The sequence below is a fragment of the Rothia amarae genome (assembly GCF_042677725.1).
In the GTDB taxonomy this organism is placed as follows: Bacteria; Actinomycetota; Actinomycetes; order Actinomycetales; family Micrococcaceae; genus Rothia; species Rothia amarae.
The window spans coordinates 1-25,030 of the sequence record NZ_JBHUCN010000015.1 but is presented as its reverse complement, the minus strand read 5'-3'; the positions used below and the strand labels follow the sequence as shown (position 1 = coordinate 25,030).

The window sequence follows — 25,030 nt, the reverse complement described above, 5'->3', positions numbered from 1 at the left end:
CCTTCGGGGATAGAAAGTGTGTGTAATTTAAACCATATACCTGAGTTATCTACAGCACAATCTGCCCCGGCGTCCTCCGTCTGCCGTCAAAAATTAGCTCATGGTGAGCACAATTTTTCCGCGATGATTGCCCGAGTCAAAGTATTCATGTGCTTCTTGCACCTGTTCAAAAGGGAAGGAGCGGTCGAGGCCAGGGCCAATGTAGCCCTTTTCAATCAGTGGCCACACTACTTCACCCACACCTTTCACGATTTCAGCTTTTTGCTGGGCCGGTCGCCCTCGCAAAGTCGTACCGTGGATATTGAGGCGGCGCGACATCATCAGCCCCAAATTAGCTTCAGCCTTTGCCCCACCCTGCAAGGCAATAATGCACAGGTGACCGTCCTTTGCCAGCGACGAAAGGTTATCAGCAAGGTACTTTCCGCCGACGACGTCGAGGATATAGTCCACGCCATCTTCGGTTTCATCGGCGATTACTTCCCTGAAATTTTGTTTCTTATAGTTGATGGCTTCTACACCCTGCCCTTGAAGATAGGCACATTTTTCAGGCTCTCCTGCAGTAGCAAACACTTTTACGCCCAGGTACTTCAACAGCTGGGTGGCGTGCATACCGATTCCGCCCGTTCCGCCGTGAACGAGCGCGGTCTTGCCCTGGTTTTGTGCAAGCTCCGCAGAGAGACCTGCTGCCAACACCAGGTTGGAATAGACGGTCGCGGCAACCTCAATCAGTCCTGCAGCTTCTTCTATACTCACGTTCTTGGGCACGGGTAGCGTGTGTTCGGCATTCACCGCAACAAATTCGGCATATCCACCGCTCCCTAAAAGCGCAACTCGCGATTGACCTACCAAAGAAGAATCGATACCCTCGCCAACTTCTACAATTTCTCCGGCAACTTCTAGCCCATAGATTGCCGACTCGCCGGCAGGGACAGGGTACATATTGCGACGCTGCATGGCGTCGGCGCGGTTGATACCTGCAGCCATGACCTTGAGGAGAACCTGACCTCGCTGAGGTTGAGGCTGGGGTTCGTCGGTGATTTCTAGAACATCTGGACCGCCATGCTCATTTTCAACTACAGCTTTCATGTCTCCTCTTTCTCTGAGCGTCTTTTCTATCCACCGTACGCATCATTACCCACTCTTTCCAGAGAAAACCTATGCTTTCTACCACTTTGAGCGGTTCATATTTTGCAATCGCCCACGGCATCCATTAGAGTTTTTCCTCAGGGATGGTTGTCCGAGCGGCCGAAGGAGCTGGTCTTGAAAACCAGTAGGCGGCAACCCCGTCTCAAGGGTTCAAATCCCTTACCATCCGCGAGATAAGTCTCGGGTTCGAAAGAACCCGAGACTTTTTTGTTTCTCCGTAGTTTTCATCCACCCCTCAGGCTTGCCCACTGAAGCAGCATTTTGACCGGTTCTGAGAAAGCAGTTAGTATAGTGAATACTGTGTTGCAATGTAGCGCTATGTTGACGAGCTACAAGCGATGCGGTGTTGGAGACGTGCCAGAGCGGCCGAATGGACTTCACTGCTAATGAAGGGTCGGGCTTAAACTCGACCGGGGGTTCAAATCCCCCCGTCTCCGCCAGAAAGAAAGCCCCTGTTCCCTTGAGAAATCAAGGAAACAGGGGCTTTTGGTGCCCGCTGGCAGGAGTTACACCAACGCTTTGATAACCCTCGATTTCTGGCTGAAAAATGGTTTTGATTAATGAGTTACCTTTGAGTAATCACGAGTAACTCTATAATTCTCTTGAACGTCTCAAGGGTTCCTTATACCTGCCCGATCCAACAAATGTAGTTCAGCGGATTTTTCGTGAACTAGCGGACATTTTGTGCATGATTCTTATATTGTTTAATTACTCTTACTCGTCATCATTAGAAGAAAGACTCACTCGTGTCATTCGAATCAGGTATCAACGAACTAACCCAGAAACTTCGAGAGCAACAAGACTCCATCCAAACAGAGGAAGCCACGAAGAACGCTTTCATCATGCCTTTCATTTCCAGGGTATTAGGGTATGACGTGTTTAATCCTCTTGAAGTCGTCCCGGAATTTACTGCTGACCACGGTACCAAAAAGGGTGAAAAAGTGGACTACGCCATCATGCAGGACGGTGAAGTCCAAATTTTGATTGAATGTAAACGAATCGGTGACGATCTTAACATCAACCATGCATCACAGCTCTTCCGATATTTCTCAGTTACTAACGCACGCATCGGCGTCCTGACCAATGGGCGCGTATTTAATTTCTTCACTGATTTAGATTCACCCAACATCATGGACAAGCGCCCGTTCTTGGTCTTAGATTTGCTAGAAATCGATGAATCAATTCTTCCTGAGTTAAAGAAAATTACTAAGGAAACCTTCGATTTAGATTCCATCGTATCGGCGGCGGAAGAACTCAAGTATGTAGGAGCTCTCAAACGAGAGATTGGCGCAGAGTTCAAAGAGCCAACCAACGACTTTATCAAGATGCTAATGAGTAGAGTCTCTGACAAAAGAGGCACTGCTGATAATCTTGCCCTGTTCCGTAGCTTGGTAGAAAAAGCCACTAAACAATATCTAAAAGAACAAGTGAATGAGCGCCTCAAAACTGCGCTCGGAGACTCTGATATCTCTGTTTCTATATCTGAAACAGATTCTTCAGCAACAGATGAGTCCAGTGTTAATAAGCCAGCCACAGAGGAAGCGCATGATAACGGAGTAGTCACTACAGAAGAAGAACTAGCAGGATACCAAATCGTTAAGGCAATTGCCTGCTCAGAAGTAAAACCTCATCGAATTGCTCACCGCGATGCCAAAAGCTACTTTGCAATTCTGTTGGATGATAATAACCGTAAGCCCGTTGCCCGACTGCACTTTAACGCAAAATCACAGAAATATATCGGCATTTTTGACGAAAATAAGGTGGAGACTCGCCACCCAATTAGCGATTTGGATGATATTTACCAATTTGCAGAACAGATACGCTTCACCATAAATTCTCTTTCAAAGTAGCTTACTTGCAAGGAGTTTGGTGAGTTGATGCGTCCGAATTAGCAAAGCGCGTACCGGCGAATGCGACTTGCGAGTTTTGCGAAGCGAAGCGAGCAATGTTTGAGCTGGAGCCGTTTTGACGGTACGGCGCGAAGGTAATTTAACCAAGGAATTCATCCAAGCAGAAAGCCCCTGTTCCCTTGAGAAATCAAGGAAACAGGGGTTTTTGGCATTCGTTTGTGTAAAACGCGCCCAGCCTCTAACTGAACGTCCGAAAAGCAATAAGCTTAGCCTCACCCGGCGCCAGCTCGTTCCAATTTCCCAGCACCTCAAAAACGACAACCGAAGCAGGCGGGAACCCATAAGAAATCTCCGTGGATGCCTCCACCGCCGAATCTGAGCGCATGAGTTCCATCGCGGCATCCTGCACACCCGGTAAATGCGCCACCAGCATCAGCGAATTGACGGCAGAAGGGGCATGGTTAATCGCCCCGATGAGAGCCGACGACGGCGCGTTATACAGGCGTTCGTCCAAAGACGCCGTAGGAGCTTTCTCCCCCAGCGCGTCCTCAATCCACGTAGTGGTCTGCCGGGTGCGCAAAGCCGCCGATGAAATAATCATCTCGGGAATCGTCCCAGTTTCCTGTAACCACTGCCCTGCCTCAGATGCCTGACCATGACCGCGCTGAGTAAGAGGGCGGTTGAAATCGTCCAGCCCCCAGTCCGCCTCTGCATGGCGCATAATGATGAGCATTTTAGAATCGTGACGCTTTGAAAATTCAGGCATACCTAGAGTCTATTGACCCAATAGAAAAGTCTGCAACATATAGACAATTTCATCAGGCTTATCAGCATGAACCCAGTGGCCAGCGCCCTTGAGCGTCACTTTTCGCACGCGCGGAAACAATTCACGCATAGGGGCAGAGTCTTCGGGGCGAATATATCCCGACTGTTCCCCAGCCACCCACAGAACCTCTCCCTCGAACTGCGCAACGGGCTGCTCCCATCCCATAATTTTTTCCAGATTGTTATAGAGCATCTGCAGGTTAGGCTCCCACACGAACTCGCCGTTGCGGCGCGTCAGGTTTTGAAGCAGAAATCCCCGCGTGCCGTCCTGTGGAACCGCCGGCTCTAGCGCCTGGCTCGCCTGCCCGCGTGTCGAAAAGTCTTTCAACGAAAGAGCTAGCATGCTTCCCAGCAGGTGATCGAAATTTCCGCTCGATGCCGACGGCGCGATATCGAGAACAGCCAGCTTCTTGACCAGGTGAGGATAGCGAAGCGCCAACCGCATGGCGATTTTTCCACCCATAGAATGCCCGACGACATCCACGGCGCAATCTTTCGCAAAGTCAGCGGAGAGAAATTCGGCAACAAGATCTGCCATCTCGTCATAATCAAAATCTTCAGTCCAAGGTGAAGCTCCATGGTTAGGCAAATCTACCAATAATACGGTGAAGTCATCCCCCAGACGCTTTGCGATAGTTGTAAAGTTCTTTCCTCGGCCCATCAGCCCGTGCAGAAAAACCACCCGATGAGCACCATTTCCTACAATCTCGTGCGCTAGTTCCCGACCCTGTTGCATCTATCTACACTCCTTGAACGATTTCCCTCCATACTAAAGAATCCGCCGGCACTGAGCGACTCAGTACCGGCGGATTCAAGAAAATCAGATTAGATGGAGTATTCGGGAGCTGCCCAGACTACAACTTCTGGGTGCTCATAGAAGCGATAGCCCTGGCCGCGTACAGTGCGCACGGTATTTGCCAAACGCCCTAGTTTAGAACGCAACCGGCGGATGTGAACGTCAATGGTTCGCTCATTAGGAATTTCTTCGGCTTCCCGCCAAAGACTGTTGAGCAATTCATCGCGACCCACGGTACGCGCAGCGTTTTCTACCAGGTAGTTCAATAGCTCAAACTCTTTATAGGTGAGGTTGAGAATCTCACCGTCCAGGAATACTTCGCGGCGGGAAAGGTCAATCAAGACGCCGACGTTGTGCCCGGGCGCGTTGTCCTGACTGGACTGCTGAACCATGAGGTGCGACTCTGGCTGATGGTGCACTGCAGTAGGGTCGCCCAAAGCGTTGCGCACTACCTCTAGATCCGAACCTTCGGCATCCGATGGGGCAAGCGCAACGGCTGCGTAAGATTCAGCTTCAGGAGCCAAGTTATGGGCGTATGCACGTAGATCTTGCACAATACGAACCAGTGAAGTGCCGTTTGAGGCAGCGGTTTCTTCGGACAGACCAACGTAAATCACAAACCCCCGAGCCTCATTCTCAGCCTGCTGCTGAGGACGCGCGGCGGTTTGTTCTATTTGGCTTGTTGCCATGGGGCGCAAATTGGCAGGTGACAGATGGGCTCGACCCTCCCCCATGTAGTAGGGTTGAGCTCCAGCGCGCTGAGCATTATTACGACCGCGCTGGGAAATATGCACGTATCCGGGAGCACCTGACATGAGATTACCTGCTTCGTTGAAGTGGGATGCGGCAATCTTGAAATCGTTCCCTTAAAACCCACAGTGGAGTGTAGAAGTTCTTCGACGATGCCTCATCGCTTTACTTCTTCAATCGTGGTCTGAATCTCTCAATAAATCAAGTAATAAATGTGTCTTTTTTGAAGGAAACAGCTATTTAAGGGGGATTCCCTCCCCGCCAAAGGCCTAAGTAAACTTCATAAAATGTGAATAGAAATACAAAAATTCTTTATTTATACATCTAGATACTTAGTTTTAGGCACGGCTCAAATCTGGTAAATTTATATTTTCCTGAACAACACCTGAGTTAGACTGCTTGTCAAGAGGCTTGACGAAAAAACTGATTTTACTCCTCAGATATTTTATAGCGAAAGTAGCTTGTCTCGAATCCTAGACCTTCAGGCACATCGTTTTCCCACACAAAACAACACTGTGGCAACCACCTAAAACCACCCGCTCTTCAACTCGCTCCCCCATCAATCAACCCGTCACTAGTAGTAAGCGTTCGGAAAGTCTTAAGATCTATCCCCTCCCACCGGGAACCTAGGGGCAAAAACCAGATACCCCACATGAAAACAGCACGTGGAATCGCAAGGATTGACCACCGCAAGCAGCAACCCGCCTACTCCTCCAAGATGCATCGACACTCCAGAAACGTCGCCTCACTAACACCTTGAAACTTCCCAGGTAAAGGTTAGGTAACAAACTGCATATATACAGTGATGAAAAGCGCCGTAAGTAAAGCAAAGCTTCACTTACGGCGTTTAGTGATTTACATTACTTCTCGATTATTCGGCCAGCCCATACAGGCGGTCGCCGGCGTCACCCAGCCCCGGCACAATATAAGCTTTCTCGTTCAATCGCTCGTCCTGAGTCGCCAAGAAAAGATTAACGTTCTCCATGCCTGCCACTCCCTGCTGAAGCGCCTCGATACCCTCAGGAGCACCAATAATGCACAAGCAGGTAATGTGGTCGGCTCCGCGTTCACGCAGAAATTTAATGGTTTCAATCAAGGTGCCACCAGTTGCCAGCATGGGATCCAAGACGTAAACCTGACGACCGGTTAAGTCCTCAGGCAGGCGCTCCGCGTAGGTCACGATATCTAGAGTTTCCTCATTACGCGCCATGCCTAAGAAACCCACCTCAGCGGTAGGTAGCAACTTGGTCATACCCTCCAGCATGCCCAACCCCGCGCGAAGGATGGGAACCACCAGCGGACGGGGGCTCGCCAACATACGCCCCACGGTCTTTGCCACGGGAGTTTCAATCTCACGTTCTTCTGTACGAATACCGCGAGTTGCTTCATAAGCCAGCAAAGCAACTAGCTCTTCTACCAGCTGACGAAAAATGGGCGAAGGAGTGTTCTTATCACGAAGAACTGAAATTTTATGGTCTACAAGAGGGTGATTAAGAATGGTAATCTGCATACCTTCAAGCTACCACTTTTCCAAGTTCCCATGCGTCAGAAAAAGGGGCAAAAGAAAAGCCCCCGAGTAAGAGAGAACTCGGGAGCTTTCGCTGGCGGTGACGGAGGGATTTGAACCCTCGGTACGGGGTTACCGTACACAACATTTCGAGTGTTGCACCTTCGGCCGCTCGGACACGTCACCAACTGTGGATACTTTACTCGCAGTTTGCTAACTTCTCAAACTTTTAACTCTCTGTACGGTGTTTAGTGAGAAATATAAGCATCAATAGTTAACATGACGGCGCGAGTGGCGTCCTCAGCGGTTCGCGAAGCGTTGTGAATCTCATGATCCATGGAGAGCATAAAAGTTGAGCCAAAAATAGCTACCGCGATAGCCTCGGGATCTTGTGCTTTATCTACCGTGTAACGGGTGGAAATACTCCGTACGAGGTCTTCAAGCACGCTCATCAATTCAGCACGAATTTGAATCATAGTTTCAGACCACGACGCCTTGCCCTTCCAAACTTCTGCAATCCACAGGCGCGCAAAGCCCGGATGATTCTCCAAGTAGAGAAACGCTGACTTTACTGCCCCTCGTATTGCCTCACGCGGATCATTCTTTTGAGCACCCAGCAAGATTTCTTCTTTGAGAAGATTTGCTCCATACTGCAACAGCTGTTCGACCATGGTCTTCTTAGAACCGAAGTTATAGTAAACCGTTCCTTTAGAGACACCTGCCTTCAGAGCGACCTCTTCCACTGTGGTAGAGGAAGGGCCTTTTTCGCTCATAATTTCCAAAGCTGCTTGAAACAGCTTGAGCTGAGTACGGTGGGTACGCCCGGGACGTCGAGAATCAGCGTTCACTACCGGGACTGGGTACTGAAATTCCTGCGTAGAGGGTCGTTGAATAGAAGAATTCATTAGACCGCGATCTCCGGGTTAAGTGTCTTGAGGGTCCAGGTACGGTTCTTTCGGGTTCCTAAATAACCTAAGAATAGCCCAATGAATCCCCACAAAAGCAACATTGCGATGATGACCGGCAGAGCCCCGAGGTCAATTCCATAGGCAAGTCTACGTACACCGCCAAGGGCGTATCCCATCGGCAGTACAAAGTGAAGCCATCTGATGGGATCAGGCAGGGTCTGATAGGGCATCATACCGCCCGCAGTAACCAGCTGGATAATCAAAATAATCAGACCCAATAGTTTACCTGGGGCATCGAGCAAAGCGACTAGGCCATAAATCACAGCGGTGTAGACCAGGGATACCAGAAGCAAGAAGAAGAACACCATGACGGGGTGTGCAAAGTTAAACCCTAGTACCTTATCAACGACCAGGTAGAGCAGGAATGCCTGCAAAATACCTACCACGCCAAAGGGTCCCCATGCGCCTATTGCAATGCGAACGGAGTTCGCGTTAGAAGCAAGGGCGCGGGTATTTTTAGGGCGCATAGTCTGCACCAGCATCAGAGCACCAATCCACAATGCAAGAACCATAAAGAAGGGTCCCATGCCCTCACCGTAGTTCTCTCCTGATGCCAAGGACGTCCGGTTGAGATCTACCGGGTTAGACATGGTTTCTGCAGTATCTCGTTGCTGGCTATCGGTCAGAGAAGGAATCTTTTTAACACCATCAGAGAGTCCAGTTGCCAATTCTCCTGAACCGTCCTGAAGATCGCCAGCACCCGACTGCGCTTGCCCGATTCCTGAATCCAGTTCAGAGGCGCCATCTTTCAGGCTGGTAGCGCCGTCGTCGAGTTTAGTAGCGCCAGAATTGAGATCCTTCTGACCTTCTAAAGCTGTCTGTTCGCCGTCAGCAAGTTGATGAGCGGAGGCTGCCAAGGTAGATGAACCATCGGCAAGTTTCTGCGTGCCGTCTGCAAGAGTAGACGCGCCTTCGGAGAGCTTGCCGGTGTTATCTTCTACCTCCTGCGCGCCATCAGCGAGTTGCTTCGCGCCGTCTCGTGCAGAATCTGCACCCTGCGAGAGTTTCTGTGCACCATCGTTGAGCTGCGTAGAACCATCAGAGAGTTTCTGGGCTCCATCATGGGCATCGCTGGCTCCCTGAGCAACAGACTGAGCGCCCTCATTAATTTGAGAAACAGCGCCAGTGAGGTCAGTAATCTTGGTGGCAACGGATGAAGTCCCGTCAGTAGCACACGAACTTCCCAGCTGTTCCAACCGCGCATCGACGTCGTCAATCACCTTATTATTGACGGCGGTAACATCGTCTTTCGTCTGCTGCGACGTCAAGGTAGCTACCAACTGATCTGCCTGTTGTTGAGTAAGCGTGCCATCAGCAACGAGCGGCTGAACCTGCTGCTTGAACTGCTGAGCAATTTGAGTGGTTACCTGATCAGTGAGCTTGGCTCCGGCATTACCTGTGCTCTTATTCTGTGAAATATCAGTGCAGACCTGATTTAGATCAGAGGCAACGGTATTCAAACCAGACTCGTTCAATTTCTGATTCAGTTCACTAGTTCCGGCAGCGAGTTGCCCTGCCCCGTCAGAGAGGTCTTTGGTTCCGCTGGCAAGAGCACCAGCGCCGGTAGATAGATCTTGAGTACCTGTTGCTAAGGTGCTCGCACCGTCAGCTAAATCGGACGTACCGTCGGCCAGGGAATCAGCTCCATCCGAAAGTTTTTTTGTGCCATCGTAGAGTTGGCTGGAACCATCAGCTAGCTTCTTCGCACCATCATTAGCATCGGAAGCACCTTGGCTAAGCTGGTCTGCACCGCTGGCAAGCTGGCTCGATCCATCTGCCAATTTTTGCTGGCCATCCACCAGCTGACCAGATCCATCTCGCAACTGAACTGTGCCGTCTTTGAGCGTGATAGTGCCTTCAGAAAGCTGGGAGGAGCCGTCTTTGAGCTGGTCTATACCGTCTTTCAACTTGATAGAACCGGCGTTAAGCTGATCCGCGCCATCTGCTGCATCTGAAATATTCGAGTGAATCTGCGTGAAGCTTGCCAGCATTGTATCTGCGGTTTTGTCGCCCACCTGTTGTGCTACGGAATTACGAATGGTGGTGCCGGCAGTTTTGACGATATTAGTCAAAATATAGTTATTGGCATCATTGGTAATAACTTCAATTCCAGCAGATTCCGGATTAAGGTTAGTCACCTTGCCGTCTGCATCGGGCTTAATCTCAGAAGTAGATTGCAGATTTTTCGTGAAATCCTGAGGAATAACCAAGGCAAACTGTAGGTCACCATCGGTAACTTTTTGCACGGCTTCATCTCGGGTAGCTACATCTTGCCATTGGAAATCAGCTGAGTCTTTGAGGTTTTTTTCAACGTCTTGACCCACCTTTTGGTAGTTTCCATTGGCATCAGTTGAACCACTATCGAGCATCACAATAGCCGCCGGAACATCGTCCATCGAGCCATAAGGGTCCCAGTTAGCGTAAAGGTAGATTCCGCCGTAGAGCAGCGGAATACAAGCCATTGAAAGCAGTACCAGTTTGGGCAGAATGCCGCCGCTTAACCGCTTCAGTTCGGAAAGTGTTACTCGTACGATACCCATTTATTTGGTTCCTTCTGTATCTGCAGAATAATTTTCCGCCTCTGTTGGCACAGGCAGATGATGTTCGTGCAAAGTTTCATCGTTAGCCACGCTCCCGTTCAAAGACTGAGGTTCAGTGGAAGAGAGCTGATTTTCAGAAGAATCTTCTATTACCTCATGCCATATCACCGGAGAATGTCGGATTGAAGCCTCGTCAAATTCTTCGTGCGCGTTACCCACTACAGCTCGTTTACCGGTCCATTCGCTAGAAATATGTGGCACCACGGCAATCACGATGCGAGGGTGTTCGGGATCCTCTGCAAGTTCCTGCAGGTAGGGCAACCACATATACGTATGGTTGAGGTGGCGGCTTGGTGTGTCAAAAACTAGCAAGTCAGCTTTATCGTAGCTACGTGCCAAGGCGCTCATGAGACGAATGTTTTGTTCACCGCTGACTTGCTCAATCCATAGGTTATCGAGCTCTTCAAGACCATTTTCTTCAAGCCACTGTTTACTACGAGGTCTGCTAAATGCCGAAAGTTGGTAGCTGAGCATTTCCGAAACGTAATCGTGCACGCGCATGAAGTTTTCGGGTTCGTTGACATCGGGAGAATCGATTAGTTCCGAGCGCTTGCGCAACTGCTTGCGACGAATTTCTTTTCTTACTGAGTGCTTGCCTTCTGCGCGGCTAATGCTTCCACCTGATGGTTTCATTCGACCGGTCAAGGTCAAAGAGAGCGCCGTTCGCTCCAGCTGGCTATCGGCCTGGATAATGATAACTTCACCGGCTTCAACCTCAAAGCTTGTCGGCCCAAAGAGAGCGTTATGGCGTCCCTTTGCCCAAATATTGTTGATGATCAGCATGCGCCCACTTTCAAAATATATATTGCAGTTACCACAAAATTCTAACTTGAACCGACCAGTCAGTTTACAGAAAGGAGGTGTGAAATATTAGACCGCCCTCTGCGGCGTATTTCACAAAGGTGGCTAGGGGCGATGCTCTTTAAAGAACACACGTAAAATTTCAGCGCATTCTTGCTCCCGCACCCCAGAAATTACTTCAACGGTGTGTGGGTATCGCCTATCCCGCAGAACATCGTACTGGCTTCCAGCTGCGCCCATCTTTTCTTCCCATGCCCCCATCACGACGCGCGGGATCCGCGCCAACAAAATAGAACCCGCGCACATGAGACAGGGCTCAAGGGTGACTACCAGCGTGCAATCCTCCAATCGCCAGCTTCCCCGCTGGCGAGCTGCCTGGCGGATTGCCACCACTTCAGCATGAGCGGTGGGATCATGGTCTACTTCGCGGCGGTTATACCCTTGCCCGATTACCTCACCGGCGACGTCCAGAACTATTGCACCAATCGGAACATCGCCGTTTGCTGCCGCTTCTCCGGCCAAGATGAGCGCCCGATCCATCCACTGTTCATACTGTGGATTCGTTACTCCCCGGGCACGAACAAAATCACCGGGGGCGGAGGGAGCCAACTCACCCGAGACATTCTGGGAGGGAACTGAGGCACCCGAAGAAGCCCTAGTTTTTGAACTCTTCATCCCGACTCCTAATGGGTCGAAGCCAACGCAAACGGCAACACTGTTGAAGCCCCCGCTTGCAGGAGCTGGCGTGCTACTACAGTGAACGTCCAGCGTGAATCCACCACGTCCGTCACCAACAAAACTGAAACCGGATTCTCGCGCAAGAACTCTTCCACCTCCTGAGGAATCTCAAAAGAGTGGAAAACACCGGCACACCGAAAAACCGAGTTACCGCCGAAGTGTTCCGAGGGCGCAACAGGTTGCACGCTGCCCAAATCTTTGAGTTTTCCCACCGCGCCCAGCCCGCGCGCCAGCGAATCAGCCAGCTGGGGGCGCGTGGGGGATGGAATGGAAATCACCGCAGCCGGACGCTCGGGCCAGTCCCACTCCCCCAGAACCTTGACCGCCGCGCGTCCAAGATCAGCAGGAACCGGGCCGTCCACAGCAACGCCTGCGGCATCAGTGATAAAGATTTCTCGCAGCCGGTTACCCCAGCCTAAATCGGAAAGGCGGGCCACAGACCTCCCTGCTTCAGCCCGCAAAGCTGGGGGAATTCTGCCCTTCACCGGGTTTCCGTTTTCTGAAATATTCAACCGGTCCATTCCAGTGGGCCACATGCCCCGCGGCTCAATGACCACGCCTACCCTTTTGAGGTTATTTTGAGCTACCTGAGCGGCTTGTTCGCTTGTGGTTTGCGAATACCAGGGACCTGCGCACACGTCGCACTGTCCGCATGGCTGAGCCGACATGTCGTCGAGCTCACGAGCAAGAAACACCATGCGGCATACATCGGTGTGCTCATAGTCCAGCATCGCCTGCTGTTCCTGCTGGCGGGTAGCTGCCACGCGGTCATAACGCGCCTGGTCATAGACCCAGGGTTGACCGGTCGATACCCAACCGCGGCCCGCCCGTTCTACTGCCCCTTCTACTGCCAAGACTTTCAAGAGCAAATCAATGGAGCTTCTTCGCACGTCAACCCGGGTTTCTAACGCAGGAACAGAAAGCGTCTGCCCCGCCGCTGTAGACTCAGCGAGCGCATTCAAAAGCCGTGTGGTGTTTTCTTCAGTAGGCATCGATGCGGTAGCGAAATACTTCCAGATTTCTGTGTCTTCGCTGCCGGGAAGAAGCAGAACATCGGCGTTGATGGCTCCGCGGCCGGCGCGTCCAACCTGCTGGCAGTAGGCAACTGCCGACGACGGCGCCCCCAAATGCACCACGAAGCCAAGATCGGGTTTATCGAAGCCCATGCCCAAGGCGCTGGTGGCCACAAGAGCCTTGACGCGGTTGTCCTTCAAAGCGCTCTCGGCTTCAAGACGCTCATCGGGGTCTGTCTTACCCGTGTACGCGAGTACCTCGTAGCCAGCTTCACGCAGAGCTGCAGCGGTGTCTTCGGCGGCAGACACAGTCAATACGTAAATAATGCCCGAACCTTCGAGCATTCCTAAGTGTTCAACCAACCAGGCAACGCGCTCAGATGAATGCTTGAGCTGAAGAACGCCCAGACGCAGGGAATCGCGTGAGAGGGGGCCGCGCAGAATGAAGACCTCCTGAGAAAAATCTGGCGTCTGTTCTCCTCCCCCGTGCACGTTCAGCTGCTCAGCGACGTCCTGCACCACTCGCTGGTTAGCAGTAGCGGTAGTGGCCAGCACCGGAACGCTCGCCGGTAATTCAGCAATGAGATGGCGGATACGTCGGTAGTCGGGGCGGAAATCATGCCCCCAGTCAGAGATGCAGTGCGCTTCATCAATAACCAACAAACCCATACGCGCTTGGATACGCGGCAGCCATTCGGTGCGGAAGTCTGGGTTATTTAGACGCTCCGGGCCGATGAGGAGCACATCCAGCTCACCCGCTTCTAGTGCCGAGCGGATCTCTTCCCACTCCGTCACATTCGATGAATTCACCATCGCCGCACGCACACCCGCGCGCGATGCCGCCTCTACCTGATCGCGCATCAGTGCCAAAAGCGGCGAAACAATTAACGCAGGCCCCGCCCCACGACGGCGCATCAGCAACGCAGCAATAAAATACACTGCCGATTTACCCCAGCCGGTTCGCTGAATCACCAACGCCCGACGGCGTTCAGCAACCAGCGCCTCAATTGCCTCAAACTGCCCATCGTGGAATATTGCCTCAGGGTTACCGGTCAGCTTACGCAACAGCTCCAATGCTTCGGAGTGCAGGGCAGAATGGTTCTGGTCGAAAGTCATACCCTCAGTCTAAAGGCGCACCTCGATTCAAAGCTATCGAGTTATCCACAGGCGATTTTTGCAGCTCGTAGTAGAAACCACAGCAGACCCACAGCCCGGGCACACCTCCTCGCACAGGGAGCAGAGTAAGATTTCACCTCAGATAGACCCTTATTCTGAAAGAGTTGCCTGTGTCCACTTTGCTTGCTGCGGCGTCGTCGTCCCTTGACGTTGCCCACGCCCCCGTTGCCCTCCTGGGTATCGATATTGAACAAATCCTTGAAAATTCTGGCCCTTGGGCTTTGGCTGTTGTTGCGCTCATCGTGTTTGTTGAATCGGGTGTTCTCTTCCCTTTTCTTCCTGGCGATTCGCTGTTGTTCACCCTCGGTTTGCTCCACACGCAGCTTGGCCTCAATATTTGGCTGACTTTGGGTGTTTTGCTGGTAGCAGCTATTGCTGGCGGTCAGATTGGCTACTTCCTAGGGCACAAGTTTGGACGCCGCCTTTTCAAGCCTGGCGCGCGCATTCTGAACACGAAAAACCTTGCGGCGTCGGAAAATTTCTTTGCTAAGTACGGCGGTAAGGCACTGGTTCTGGCACGTTTTGTGCCCGTTGTTCGCACCTTCGTGCCGCTGGCTGCCGGTGTTGCTAACTACCGCTACCGCGACTTCCTCAAATGGAACGTAATCGGCTCGGTGCTGTGGGTGGTTCTGCTGACCGTTGCCGGCGTTCTGCTCGGTGGTATTTCGTTCATCCGCGACCACATCGATGTTATTGCCATCATCATCGTTGTCGTCTCGCTGCTGCCGATAGTAATTGAGTTCATGGTTGAGCGCCACAAGGGCAAGACAACAGTTGAGGTTCTCGAGGAAGAACTCTAAACCTCGCCACTTCATTTTTTACAGAACCCGCCGACTTGTCCTAGAACGAGACGGCGGGTTTTGTCGCTTATGAAGTTGTACCTCAAAAGCGAATTTCATGCACCCTAGGGCTTATAAAATTGACCTTGAGACACCTCTTTGGTTCAGAGCTGAGGCCACCACTTGGGTGAATGAGTATTTCTTGTAAATGTTACTCACTTATACTCATAGTGACTGGCACAACTTCTAGTTGCCCCGAGGAGCTCCTTTGAACCTGACGTCTACAGACAGCGCAACCATCGCCGTCCACGACGGAACTAAAAAATATGGCAACAATACCGTCTTTGAACACGTGACGTTAGAGCTCCGACCTGGCACCTACACCACTTTTACCGGCCCAAACGGTTCGGGAAAATCCACTCTGATGAGTTGTATTTTAAGGCAGGAACTTCTCACCGGGGGCAAGATTTTTCTCAGCGGCGCAGAGATACGTCCGGGAAATACTACCTATGCCCAGCAGGTTTTTGGGCTCAATGATTCCATCGGCTGGCTCCCCGGCCTGACCGTAGGGCAACACCTAGAATTGCTGTCTCGCAATAGCGCGCATATTCCTCAGCAAACTAATTCTTCTCTTCTCTCTGCCCGCGAAGCTCTGGAAGAACTCAACATTTCCCAAGCATGGGATTGTGAACCTTATACGTTGAGTTCTGGGCAAGAACAACGCGCTAGATTAGCATCGCTTCTCCTGCGCGACGCTACTTATTATTTCTTGGACGAACCCGAGAAACGCCTCGATTCCAGCGGCGTTGAGTGGATTGCTCGCTGGGTTCAGAAACGGGTGGACGACGGCGCCCTGGTCTGCATCGCCACTCACGACGACGTCCTCAATTCTCTACCGGGCACAAAGAAGGTGCAGTTCCCTTTATTAAATAGTTATTCTTCTGCGGAACCGCAGCTATGATGCGCTCTGCTAAAAGGTCTTTATCTGAGCAATTTACCGACCTGTATACCTACGCGCTAGCCTTCCTGTGCTTTATAGCAATCGCTACTTCTATGAGTTTTAGCTTTCGTAGCGTTCGAGGTTCCTACGGCGGTTTTACCTTAGATAATTCCAACGCCGTATTTTTCTTCATGGGAGCGCTACTTATTTGCTGCTCTCTTTTGTGCGCCGTTATCCGTGCATTAGGTCCCGTGGGGTATTCCGCTGGTGAACTTTTTTGGCGGTTCCCTGGTGTTGGAAGATTACCTAAAAATCCGTGGAAAGCTTTGCCAATCTGGGGAGCGGTCATCACCTGGGCGTTACTTGCCGTTTTACTGGCGACTATTTTTGCTCCACTTTCTACAGCGTGGCTTATCGGAACCGCCGTGGGAGCTATCCTCTATGGTCTAATACTTATTCTTGGGTTACTCGGTGCACAAGTTTTGAATGCAACCCGACTTTTTGCCGTATGGGCTGTACTTTGTTCTCTTTCTGGCACTTTCATTACATTTTGTGCAACCACCACAATCTCGTCCCCGGCGCAAGCGCTCGCCATCACCATGAGCGCAAGCCTTCTGCTGGGTTCAGGTGCTCTTTTAAGCATCGTCTTTGCAGGGGTTGCTCTTCGCCGCCCGCTCAGCGTACCCGCTGTCTTGAGTGCTAATGGACGACGAACGGTTTTTCTCGCCGCTCTTACCAACCTTGGAACTCCTCAGGGATACACCTATTTCGGTTCACCATGGCGTTTCTTGCGCAGGCGTCTCACCTCTTCTTGCCCAGTAGTGATATCTCTTGCGGGCGCAGCAGACAGCTGGGGAATCCTGGGAGGTATTTTCGTTTTTGCTCTGCCTTTGGGCATCTTTCTCAGTGTCGCGTGGGGGTCAATGGGCGCAGTATTGATAGTTATCGTGGGATGCTGGTTTACAGCCACGCTGATGCGCTGGTTGTGCCGGGAGTGGACGGCGCAACGTAGTCTCCGCTCATGGATAGGTGGATCTTATGTTGCCCAGTTAATGGGATTTTCGGTAGGCCCTGCCGCCGCGTGCGCCCTCTTGACTTTCGTTTGGGTGCTGGTATTTAGCTTGCCTCTTTATACGATTCTCATTGCCTTTTTGATGGGAGCGGCAGTTGCGTGGGGAGATTCGAATCCGTCGAAATCTGTTAACTACGATTTGACGATTACGACGGCGGAGGGCATCCTCATTCCCTTTGAACTCATGGCAGTCGTTTTAGGTTTTGTGCTCCACGTGGGGTTGTATACGGCAGCTGTTCTGATGGGCCCGGTGGTTGGAACCTTGCTTGCAGTTGCTCTTTTGGTGATTTCGCTGTGGCAACATCACCGGGCAAGGTAGCTAGGGGCGCTAACGAGCCAGACGAGAAGAATCGCTTGCCGACGCTGTACCGGGCGACGAACACAGAGCCCGCGAATAAAACAACCTCTTAAAAGCAAACGAATCCCAGTTTTCCTCCTCCGGTATGAGGTTTTAGTAAGTAACCCCTATTAGGCTAGAGCGTGCGGGCTCTTTGACCCCGCGCTGCCGCCACCTGCGCTTCTCCCCGGTGGCAACCTTAACGAACCGCACAGATGAGATAGTCGGAGCCGCCCTCGTGAACACCCTCGGCAATTCAACCGCTGACACTTCTACTTCCCGTCTCTCCCCCGAGGGCCTCACTAGCGCGGAGGTTCAGCAACGTCGCGATGCCGGGCTCACTAATACGCAGGATCATTCGTCTTCTCGTAGCACTTTCACCATCATTCGTTCCCATCTCTTCACCCTGTTCAATCTGATTTTGGGGTTGTGCGGTCTCGCGGTGGTCATGTTGGGTCGCTGGCTCGATACCCTATTTTTGTTGGCAGCTATCGCAAACGTTGTCGTCGGATTTGTGCAAGAGTTCTCTGCTAAACGCAAACTTGATCAGATTGCGCTGTTGCGCCGCGACCCTGTAGTGGTTTTGCGCGACGGAACCCGCCAAAAAGTTGGTATGGAGGAGTTGGTACAGGACGACGTCGTGGTGCTTTCCCGCGGCGATCAGGTGCCCGCCGATGCCGAGGTGCTAACCTCCGACGGCCTGGATCTTGATGAATCTATGCTGACCGGCGAGAACGATCCAGTGGCGAAACGTCCCGGCGACAAGGTACTGTCTGCTTCGGCGGTCGTCGGTGGAACCGGGCGCGTGCGCGTCTATGCGGTGGGCGAGAAATCCCACGCCGCTAAGCTCGCCCGAGAAGCTAAAAAATTTACCGCTATCAACTCTGAACTACGCGCCGGTATGGATCGTGTGGTCAAGTGGATTACGTGGGCGATTATTCCGATTATCGCGATTGTGCTCAATGGCCAGATGGTTGCCGCTGGCGGTTGGTCTCATGCGTTAGAAAGTGGGGCGTGGCAGGACGCTCTGATTGTGGCGGTTTCTTCTATTGCCTCGATGATTCCTCAGGGTCTTGCGCTGATGACCACTATTTCGTTTGCTACGGCGGCGGTAAAGCTTGCGCAAGATGATGTTCTGATTCAGGAGCAACCTGCGGTCGAGGTACTAGCCCGAGTGGACGTCGTCTGCTTCGACAAAACCGGAACCCTTACTGAAGGCGGCGTCCGGTTCAACAAGACTCTCTCTCTTTCCGCAACCGCCGAAAATGACGACGCTGCGCCCCTAGATTCCTCGGCGCAGGCAGCTCTTGCCTGGTTTGGCGCGGATGAAAACGCTAACCCCACGGCAGCGGCGCTGTCAGAAGGTTTCTCTGAGCCTCCTGCGGCAGAACCGACCGGTCAGGTAGCGTTCAATTCAGCTAAACGGTTCTCCGCCGTCGAGTTTGAAGAATCTGGTGCGTGGATATTGGGGGCACCGGAGGCTTTGCTATCTGCAGATTCCCCCGAACGCGAGCGAGCAAAAGACCTTGCCGCAGGGGGATTACGTACCATGGTGCTTTCCCATGCAACCAAGCTCATGCGTGATGCCAAGGGGCAGCCGGCGGCAGAGATTCCCGCAGGCACAGAACCGGTTTGCTTTGTAACCTTCCGCGAACAGGTACGCAAAGAAGCCCCTGCTACTCTCGAATATTTCCGCTCCCAAGGTATCGATTTGAAGGTGCTTTCTGGCGATAACCCGCACACGGTCGCCGCCGCTGCTCAACAGGCCGGTATGGATATTTCTGCCGGCGCGGTTGATACTTCGCAGTTGCCCGACGATGGTACTGAGCTCGAACGCGCCGTCATGGACCACGCCGTTTTTGGTCGCGTGAATCCCCAGCAGAAAAAGAACATGGTGTTGGCTCTGCAACGCAACGGTAAGACGGTTGCAATGACGGGCGACGGCATCAACGATGCCCTGGCGCTCAAACACGCTGACCTCGGCATCGCCATGGGAAACGCGGCCCCCGCTACTAAGGCAGTCTCGCGCATGGTTCTGTTGGACGGGCGCTTTGACCGTCTGCCCAGTGTTCTTGGCGAGGGTCGCAAAATTATTGCCAATATCGAGCGAGTCACGAACCTCTTCTTGTCCAAGACGGGTTTTGCGATTCTTCTCGGCCTCGTACTGGGTATTCTGTGCTGGGAGTTCCCATTCTTGCCACGCCAGTACTCCACCGCCGACCTACTTATGGTGGGCGGCCCAGCATTCTTTATTACGCTCTTCCCCAATACTCGCAAGTATGTTTCGGGGTTCCTATCCCGTTCTTTACACTATGCGATTCCCACCGCGTTCATTATCACGGCCATGCTGGTTGGAGTGAATTTTGTAGGACGCTCGCTCGGTAGCGCGGTGAGCTTGCAGCAGGTTCAGACCGCCACCTTTATAACGCTAGTGCTGATGGGCGTTTACAACATCACCACGGTCATTCGCCCGCTCAAACCCTACCGGCTCGCTCTGATTGTGCTGATGTATGCGGGTATGGTCGTGGCTATTCACCTACCGATTTTGGCGGCTTACCACCAATTTGAGATTCCCTCCGGCTCATTACGCCTTTGGGCATGGGGCTTAGGTTTGCTGGGTATCGTACTCATCGAAATTAATCTGCAGTTGCACCAGCGCTGGCTGCGCCGCAAACACCCAGAGACCGTGCGGGCCCTTAAAAATGCTCAGGCATCCTAGGAAATTCTCATAAGGCAGAACATACCGCTAGCCGACACAGCATCGACAAGCGGTCCTTCTCACTTCCAGCGGGGTAAATATCTGCTGTTGCGCCAGCGATTACCCCGGGTGTAGAGTAAATTTCAAATGCGTTGAAAAACGTACACATATCAGGATTGTTACTGATTGTGCAGGCAAGACCTGAGTTGTATCAACTCGTGAAGCAGCGGAGCGAAAGCCCCTCATGCATAACACTCGCGAGTTCCCGTTGACCACTTTGGTGGTGTACTTGCGGCTCCCATGCCCGCAGTGTATCCCAACGGAGAATCATCGATACAGCTCGGGTCTTTTTTGTATTCTCAGGCAGCTATGCACCGGCAATCCCCGTATTCAGAAATGGATCAGCATGAACAACTCCCAGATGGGTGAGCAGATTCTCGAAGGCCTCGGCGGCCCTGAGAACATCTCGCACTTCACCCACTGCGCCACCCGCTTGCGCGTTACCCCCAAGTCTCACGGCGCTATCGATAAAGACAAAATTGAGAGCACTCCCGGCGTTCTTTCCATCCTTGAACAATCTGGCCAAACCCAGGTTGTGCTGGGCGATAAGGTTGAGGGCGTTTACAACGAAATGCTCAAACTTCCCGGCATGAAAAACGTAGGCGAAGGCACCGTTGACGCCGACGACAACGACGAAAAGAAAGCGGGCCTTTTGACCCGCGTCTTCGACGTCCTCTCCGACGCTTTCCGCCCCATCCTGTGGGCGCTGCTGGGTACCTCGATGATTCTGACCCTCATCGTGTTCTTGCAGCAGCTAGGCTTCTTCGGAACCTACACCGACCTCACCGGTCAGGTAGTGAACATCGACATCGTGAATGGCCCACGCCTTTCAGACCCAGATGCCGCAGCTTCTATGCTCAACGAATGGCGTTTGAAGTTCCCCTTCTGGTTCATTCTTCTGGCAGCGTCACTGTCGGTTCTGCAGTTCATGCCCATCATGATTGGTGCAACCGCAGCTAAGCGTTTGGGCGCCAACATGTGGGTTGGTGCAGCAATCCCCGCAGCGTTGATGACCGGCACCTTCCAGGGTTTCGCCGACGTCGCTACTGACGGCGTCGTTCAGGTCCCCTTCCTCGGCCTCACCATCCCGCTGTACGTTATGAACTACACCGGTCAGATCTTCCCGCCGTTGTTCGCAGCGGCGCTGCTGGCACCGCTGGAACGCTTCCTCAAGAAGGTCATTCCAACCATGCTCCACATGGTTTTCGTGCCTATGCTATCCGTCCTGATTTTGGTTCCGCTCACCGCGTTCCTCATCGGACCTTTCGGCATCAAGTTCGCACTTTTGATCTCTGACTTCATTGGCAACATCAACGAAATTGCTCCCTGGTTGGTAGGCGCGCTCATCGCTGGTCTGTATCTCTTCATGGTTCCCTTGGGTCTGCACTGGCCTTTGAACGCTGTCATGATTAACAACCTGCAGACCAATGGTTTCGACTTCATTCAGTCCCCCATGGGCGCTTACAACTTCGCTGTCTTCGGCGTAGTTACCGGTGTTGCGATCCGTGCTCGCCACAATAAGCTGCTTCGTCAGACCGCAACCGGTGCCGCTGTTTCCGGTCTGCTCGGTGGTATTTCTGAGCCTTCGCTCTACGGTGTGGTTCTGCGTTACAAGCGTGTCTTCCCGCTCATTCTTGTTCCCGCTGTCATCGGTGGCGCACTGATTTCTATGCTGGGTGTCAAGTCCTACGCTTTCGCGTTCACCTCTCTACTTTCGATTCCTGCAATGCAGCCTGCGCCTCTCTACATGATTGGTTTGGCTGTTGCTTACTTCGGTGCTCTCGTAGGTGTTTTGATCTTCGGTTACGACTCCAAGACCTCCAAGAAGGCGCTGGAAGATGATGCTACCGAGGGTGAAACCGTAGCCGATCGCGTGGAAGAGAATAAAACTTCTTCTGTAGCTGCCGGTCTTGCCGGTGCAGGTGTAGCGGGTGCGGCTACCGCATCTGCTGGTGCGCACCGATTGGCAGACCAGGCATCCGGTACTACCACTGCGGCATCGTCCTCAGATTCTGCAGCATCCGCAGATCTGCCTTGGGCTGGCTCAAACAACTCTGGTCTGGATGTTCCTGCTCCTCTTGCAGGACGCGCGATTCCTCTCGCGGAAGTTCCTGACCCCATCTTCGCGGGCGAAAAGCTCGGCAAGGGTGCGGCAATCGAGCCTTCGGGTAACACCGTGTATGCACCCGCTGCGGGCAAGGTTATTGCGACTTTCCCCTCCGGACACGCGGTTGGTCTACGCCTGGATAACGGTGCAGAGCTCCTGATTCACGTGGGTATCGACACCGTAAGCCTCAACGGTCAGGGATTTGATGTCAAGGTAACTAAGGGTCAGCAGGTTGAAGCTGGTCAGGCACTCCTCAGCTTTGATCGCAAGGTCATTGAGGACGCCGGATTCCCGCTCGTCACCCCCGTTTTGGTGACCAACACCGTGAAGTTCTCCGAGGTTTCGGCGAAGACCGGTGAAGTTGCTCCCGGCGATGATCTGATTCAGATTACTGCTTAAATCGCGGGCTTCCTAAGCGACTGACCGCCGTAGCGTGTTTTGACCAGGTATATCTGGTCAAAACACGCTACGGCGGTCAATTGTTTTAAATCTAGCGTTCTAACTCTAGAACCATATGCACATGATCAATCCCCGCTTCAAGGTACACGTCCCCCACCTGGGCAAACCCCGCAGCTGCATAGAGAGTGCCCGCGAGGTACTGCTGGGCCGAAATTTCGATGCGCTGGGCATCGGTATTTTCGCTAATCCAGCGGATACCTTCGGCAACAATCGCTTTACCCAGCCCGGTTCCACGGGTTTCGGGCAGGACGGCGACTCGTCCAATCGTCCACGCGCCAGGAGTGATTTCGTGGGAATCGTCGGTGACGGTCTCCAAATCAAACATGCGCAGGTAAGCGATGACGCGTCCATCGTTAGCTTTGACGAAAAGGTGCATGCAATCAAGATCTGCGTCGTCCGGTTCCTGCTCGGTAATTTTTTGGCCCACAGTAAAGACGAGCGCACGCATCACGTAAATGCTGTGTAGTTCTCGCAGGGTCAGCTCATCAAATGTTTTCACGTGAAACTGTGGGTTTTTCATGGTGAAAAGCGTATCACCGGGTAGCACATACGCTGCCCGGTGATATCACATAGTGGGGTTTAGCCGTAGATTGCTTTGCGCTGTGCATCTGCCGCTGCCACACGTTCCTGACCAACAGCGTTGAGGGTAATCTGAGCGTCCCCGGCGTTTGCTGCTGCGGCAGCACCAGGAATAGCCCACTTGACGGTGCCGCCAGAGTACTCCTGGACCTCGTACGTTACGCCGTTTTCAACAACGGTCTTTGCCGCAGCTACCGGCAAACCGATTGCCGAAACCTTGCTGTGCAAACCTAACTCTCCCTGGCTCCATTCTTTGTACTGGTTGGTATCAGAGTATGAATCCCAGGCATCAGATTTCATTTGGGCAAGGTTATAACCGAGCCAGCGCGATGAAAAGACGGGCGACCCGGCAACTGCATGGTAATCGCTACCGGCGGCGATGGTGTATGCAACGTTATCGCCTTCGTGGAGGTAGATTCGAGCGCTCTGTATCAAGCTGTAATCGGTGTAATCCCAATTGATAGCGGCCGGATCAACAGTTGCCGGTTCGTTATTGATGGTGAAGATATCGCCCTCTGCTGGGTCCACTACTACAGAAGCAGTATCGGCACCCCATACAGTAGTTATGCGCCCCGCGGCGTCGGTAAACATGGTGGTGAGGTACTGGCTGCTACCGTGGCCGTCGGCACCTGCCCAACGCCAACCTGCCGGAGCGCCAAAGCGGTCAGGGTTCTTCAAATACTCGTTATACACCCGCTGATCCATCACAGTGGCGTGCCCGGTCTGTGCATCATAAACAAATACAGAATTTCCATATTCTTTGATGGTCAAACGTTCATTGACCGTCTTGTATTCCCCGGAGATTTTAGGCGTAAAATTCAGGCTTTCTTCCAGAGTCTTCAAACCCTCGGTGTTGAGCTGGGTCTTCACCGTGGTGTTGTCGCGCGAGAAAGTCAGGGTTCCGTGCTCGAAATTCTGCTGAGCAGTAGTGCCATTCCACACGGGGTTGCTGGTTGGCAGACCCAGGGCCTGGATAGCGGACCCCTCTGACCAGGTGCTTTTACCTGTCCAGTCGTTGAGCGCGGCGGTGTTTGTCTTGAGCCAGGGAACTTCGACGACGGCGGAGCCGGGAACCCGCGCGCCGTTGGCATCTGCGGCAGTTACGTAAGCTGTGGTATCGGTGATGGAGAGGAGAGCTCGCTGCGCTGGAATGAACTGTGCGGCGGTCCAGTTGATATTTTCTGGGCCTTTCACAACGGGAGCGGTGTTTGCGGTGAAGCAGGCACGAGTTTTGGCACGTTGTGCCATCCAGGTCTTAGCTTCAGAGCTCTGCAGATCGATTTTGGATCCAGGCTGGGTGGCCTGGTCAACTACGACTAGCCATCGAGTCTTACCGGAGGTAGTGGTGACGATTTGACCGCAGTAAGAGCTCTTCCAAGAGGAGCTCTCCAGTGCGCCTAACTGCGCAGGGCCACCAGCCTGTTTGAAACTCTGAATCTCGGCGGAGTTAGTGAGGGCTTTGGCACCGGTGGAAGGACGCCAGGTGACGATACCTGTTTTAAATTCCTGGGCGCATGTGCCGTTAGAAAAGCATTCTTCTGCACTGGTGGGTGCACCTAATTGTTTGGCGTGGGAGGTAGCGAATGTTGAGATTGCGCCCTGTGAGGAGGTGGGGGCAGCATGAGCCATTGTGGGCGCTATTCCAAACAACATGGTTGCTGAAATAAATGCTGAACCGATTTTGAGGGTGTTCTTCACGAAAGGGGTCTCCTGATAAGACATATAAAAAGTTTTTTACTGTGGTTGCGATTGAAGATACTGAGGCTTATTCAAAAGTCCTCCCAGCCGCATAAAACACCAACCCCCGAACCACCGCAAACACCCGCAAA

Annotated in this window: 18 protein-coding genes and 3 tRNA genes; 8 read left to right on the top strand and 13 right to left on the bottom strand. The window is 52.6% G+C overall.

The window, feature by feature from the left end:
* Window positions 1–93: 93 nt before the first annotated feature.
* Window positions 94–1,086 carry an NAD(P)H-quinone oxidoreductase gene (locus tag ACFR81_RS09810; protein ID WP_343876343.1) on the bottom strand — a complete coding sequence of 331 codons (993 nt, stop codon included), beginning with the start codon at window positions 1,084–1,086 and terminating at the stop codon, window positions 94–96.
* A gap of 141 nt (window positions 1,087–1,227) precedes the next feature.
* Between ACFR81_RS09810 and ACFR81_RS09805 the strand changes: the two genes are divergently transcribed.
* The 3 genes from ACFR81_RS09805 to ACFR81_RS09795 all read left to right on the top strand — a co-directional run bounded on the left by ACFR81_RS09805 (window position 1,228) and on the right by ACFR81_RS09795 (window position 2,996).
* A tRNA-Ser gene (locus tag ACFR81_RS09805) sits at window positions 1,228–1,315 on the top strand.
* 179 nt (window positions 1,316–1,494) lie between these two features.
* A tRNA-Ser gene (locus ACFR81_RS09800) sits at window positions 1,495–1,586 on the top strand.
* 306 nt (window positions 1,587–1,892) lie between these two features.
* The gene (locus tag ACFR81_RS09795; RefSeq protein WP_343876342.1) at window positions 1,893–2,996 is read left to right on the top strand and encodes a type I restriction endonuclease; all 1,104 of its coding nucleotides are present in this window, start codon (window positions 1,893–1,895) and stop codon (window positions 2,994–2,996) included.
* A 238-nt stretch (window positions 2,997–3,234) separates the two neighbouring features.
* Here the strand turns inward: ACFR81_RS09795 and ACFR81_RS09790 are convergent, their stop codons facing one another.
* The 10 genes from ACFR81_RS09790 to ACFR81_RS09745 all read right to left on the bottom strand — a co-directional run bounded on the left by ACFR81_RS09790 (window position 3,235) and on the right by ACFR81_RS09745 (window position 14,110).
* Complete coding sequence (locus ACFR81_RS09790; RefSeq protein WP_343876341.1) at window positions 3,235–3,762, bottom strand: SixA phosphatase family protein; 528 nt, start codon at window positions 3,760–3,762, stop codon at window positions 3,235–3,237.
* Window positions 3,763–3,771: 9 nt separating this feature from the next.
* Window positions 3,772–4,557 (bottom strand): alpha/beta fold hydrolase, encoded by a 786-nt coding sequence (locus ACFR81_RS09785; RefSeq protein ID WP_068172144.1) that lies wholly within the window; start codon window positions 4,555–4,557, stop codon window positions 3,772–3,774.
* A gap of 89 nt (window positions 4,558–4,646) precedes the next feature.
* Complete coding sequence (locus ACFR81_RS09780) at window positions 4,647–5,432, bottom strand: winged helix-turn-helix domain-containing protein (protein WP_068172147.1); 786 nt, start codon at window positions 5,430–5,432, stop codon at window positions 4,647–4,649.
* 806 nt (window positions 5,433–6,238) lie between these two features.
* Complete coding sequence (upp, locus tag ACFR81_RS09775; protein ID WP_068172149.1) at window positions 6,239–6,877, bottom strand: uracil phosphoribosyltransferase; 639 nt, start codon at window positions 6,875–6,877, stop codon at window positions 6,239–6,241.
* A gap of 92 nt (window positions 6,878–6,969) precedes the next feature.
* Window positions 6,970–7,060, bottom strand: a tRNA-Ser gene (locus ACFR81_RS09770).
* A gap of 62 nt (window positions 7,061–7,122) precedes the next feature.
* On the bottom strand, window positions 7,123–7,779 hold the full coding sequence (locus tag ACFR81_RS09765; protein WP_343876339.1) for a TetR/AcrR family transcriptional regulator: 657 nt from the start codon (window positions 7,777–7,779) through the stop codon (window positions 7,123–7,125).
* Window positions 7,779–10,382, bottom strand: coding sequence for a YhgE/Pip domain-containing protein (locus tag ACFR81_RS09760; RefSeq protein WP_068172154.1), 2,604 nt, complete (start codon window positions 10,380–10,382; stop codon window positions 7,779–7,781). The genes ACFR81_RS09765 and ACFR81_RS09760 overlap by 1 nt, the downstream gene beginning before the upstream one ends.
* Window positions 10,383–11,225, bottom strand: coding sequence for an ABC transporter ATP-binding protein (locus ACFR81_RS09755; protein WP_068172157.1), 843 nt, complete (start codon window positions 11,223–11,225; stop codon window positions 10,383–10,385).
* Between the two features lie 123 nt (window positions 11,226–11,348).
* Window positions 11,349–11,918: a tRNA adenosine(34) deaminase TadA gene (gene tadA, locus ACFR81_RS09750; protein WP_343876338.1), complete on the bottom strand. Its 570-nt coding sequence runs from the start codon at window positions 11,916–11,918 to the stop codon at window positions 11,349–11,351.
* A gap of 8 nt (window positions 11,919–11,926) precedes the next feature.
* Window positions 11,927–14,110, bottom strand: a complete 2,184-nt coding sequence (locus ACFR81_RS09745) for a RecQ family ATP-dependent DNA helicase (protein ID WP_068172159.1) — start codon at window positions 14,108–14,110, stop codon at window positions 11,927–11,929.
* A 170-nt stretch (window positions 14,111–14,280) separates the two neighbouring features.
* Here ACFR81_RS09745 and ACFR81_RS09740 point away from each other — a divergent pair, with 170 nt between their 5' ends.
* From ACFR81_RS09740 to ACFR81_RS09720, 5 genes are all read left to right on the top strand, one after another.
* Window positions 14,281–14,970, top strand: a complete 690-nt coding sequence (locus ACFR81_RS09740; RefSeq protein WP_343876337.1) for a DedA family protein — start codon at window positions 14,281–14,283, stop codon at window positions 14,968–14,970.
* Between the two features lie 247 nt (window positions 14,971–15,217).
* The gene (locus tag ACFR81_RS09735; RefSeq protein WP_343876336.1) at window positions 15,218–15,910 is read left to right on the top strand and encodes an ABC transporter ATP-binding protein; all 693 of its coding nucleotides are present in this window, start codon (window positions 15,218–15,220) and stop codon (window positions 15,908–15,910) included.
* Between the two features lie 92 nt (window positions 15,911–16,002).
* Window positions 16,003–17,280, top strand: coding sequence for a hypothetical protein (locus tag ACFR81_RS09730; RefSeq protein WP_343876335.1), 1,278 nt, complete (start codon window positions 16,003–16,005; stop codon window positions 17,278–17,280).
* A 256-nt stretch (window positions 17,281–17,536) separates the two neighbouring features.
* Entirely contained in the window at window positions 17,537–20,017 is a 2,481-nt protein-coding gene (locus ACFR81_RS09725) for an HAD-IC family P-type ATPase (protein WP_343876334.1), read from the top strand.
* Window positions 20,018–20,402: 385 nt separating this feature from the next.
* Complete coding sequence (locus tag ACFR81_RS09720; protein ID WP_343876333.1) at window positions 20,403–22,562, top strand: glucose PTS transporter subunit IIA; 2,160 nt, start codon at window positions 20,403–20,405, stop codon at window positions 22,560–22,562.
* 91 nt (window positions 22,563–22,653) lie between these two features.
* Here the strand turns inward: ACFR81_RS09720 and ACFR81_RS09715 are convergent, their stop codons facing one another.
* Complete coding sequence (locus ACFR81_RS09715; protein WP_343876332.1) at window positions 22,654–23,121, bottom strand: GNAT family N-acetyltransferase; 468 nt, start codon at window positions 23,119–23,121, stop codon at window positions 22,654–22,656.
* Between the two features lie 80 nt (window positions 23,122–23,201).
* On the bottom strand, window positions 23,202–24,899 hold the full coding sequence (locus tag ACFR81_RS09710) for a hypothetical protein (protein WP_343876331.1): 1,698 nt from the start codon (window positions 24,897–24,899) through the stop codon (window positions 23,202–23,204).
* Between the last annotated feature and the right edge of the window lie 131 nt (window positions 24,900–25,030).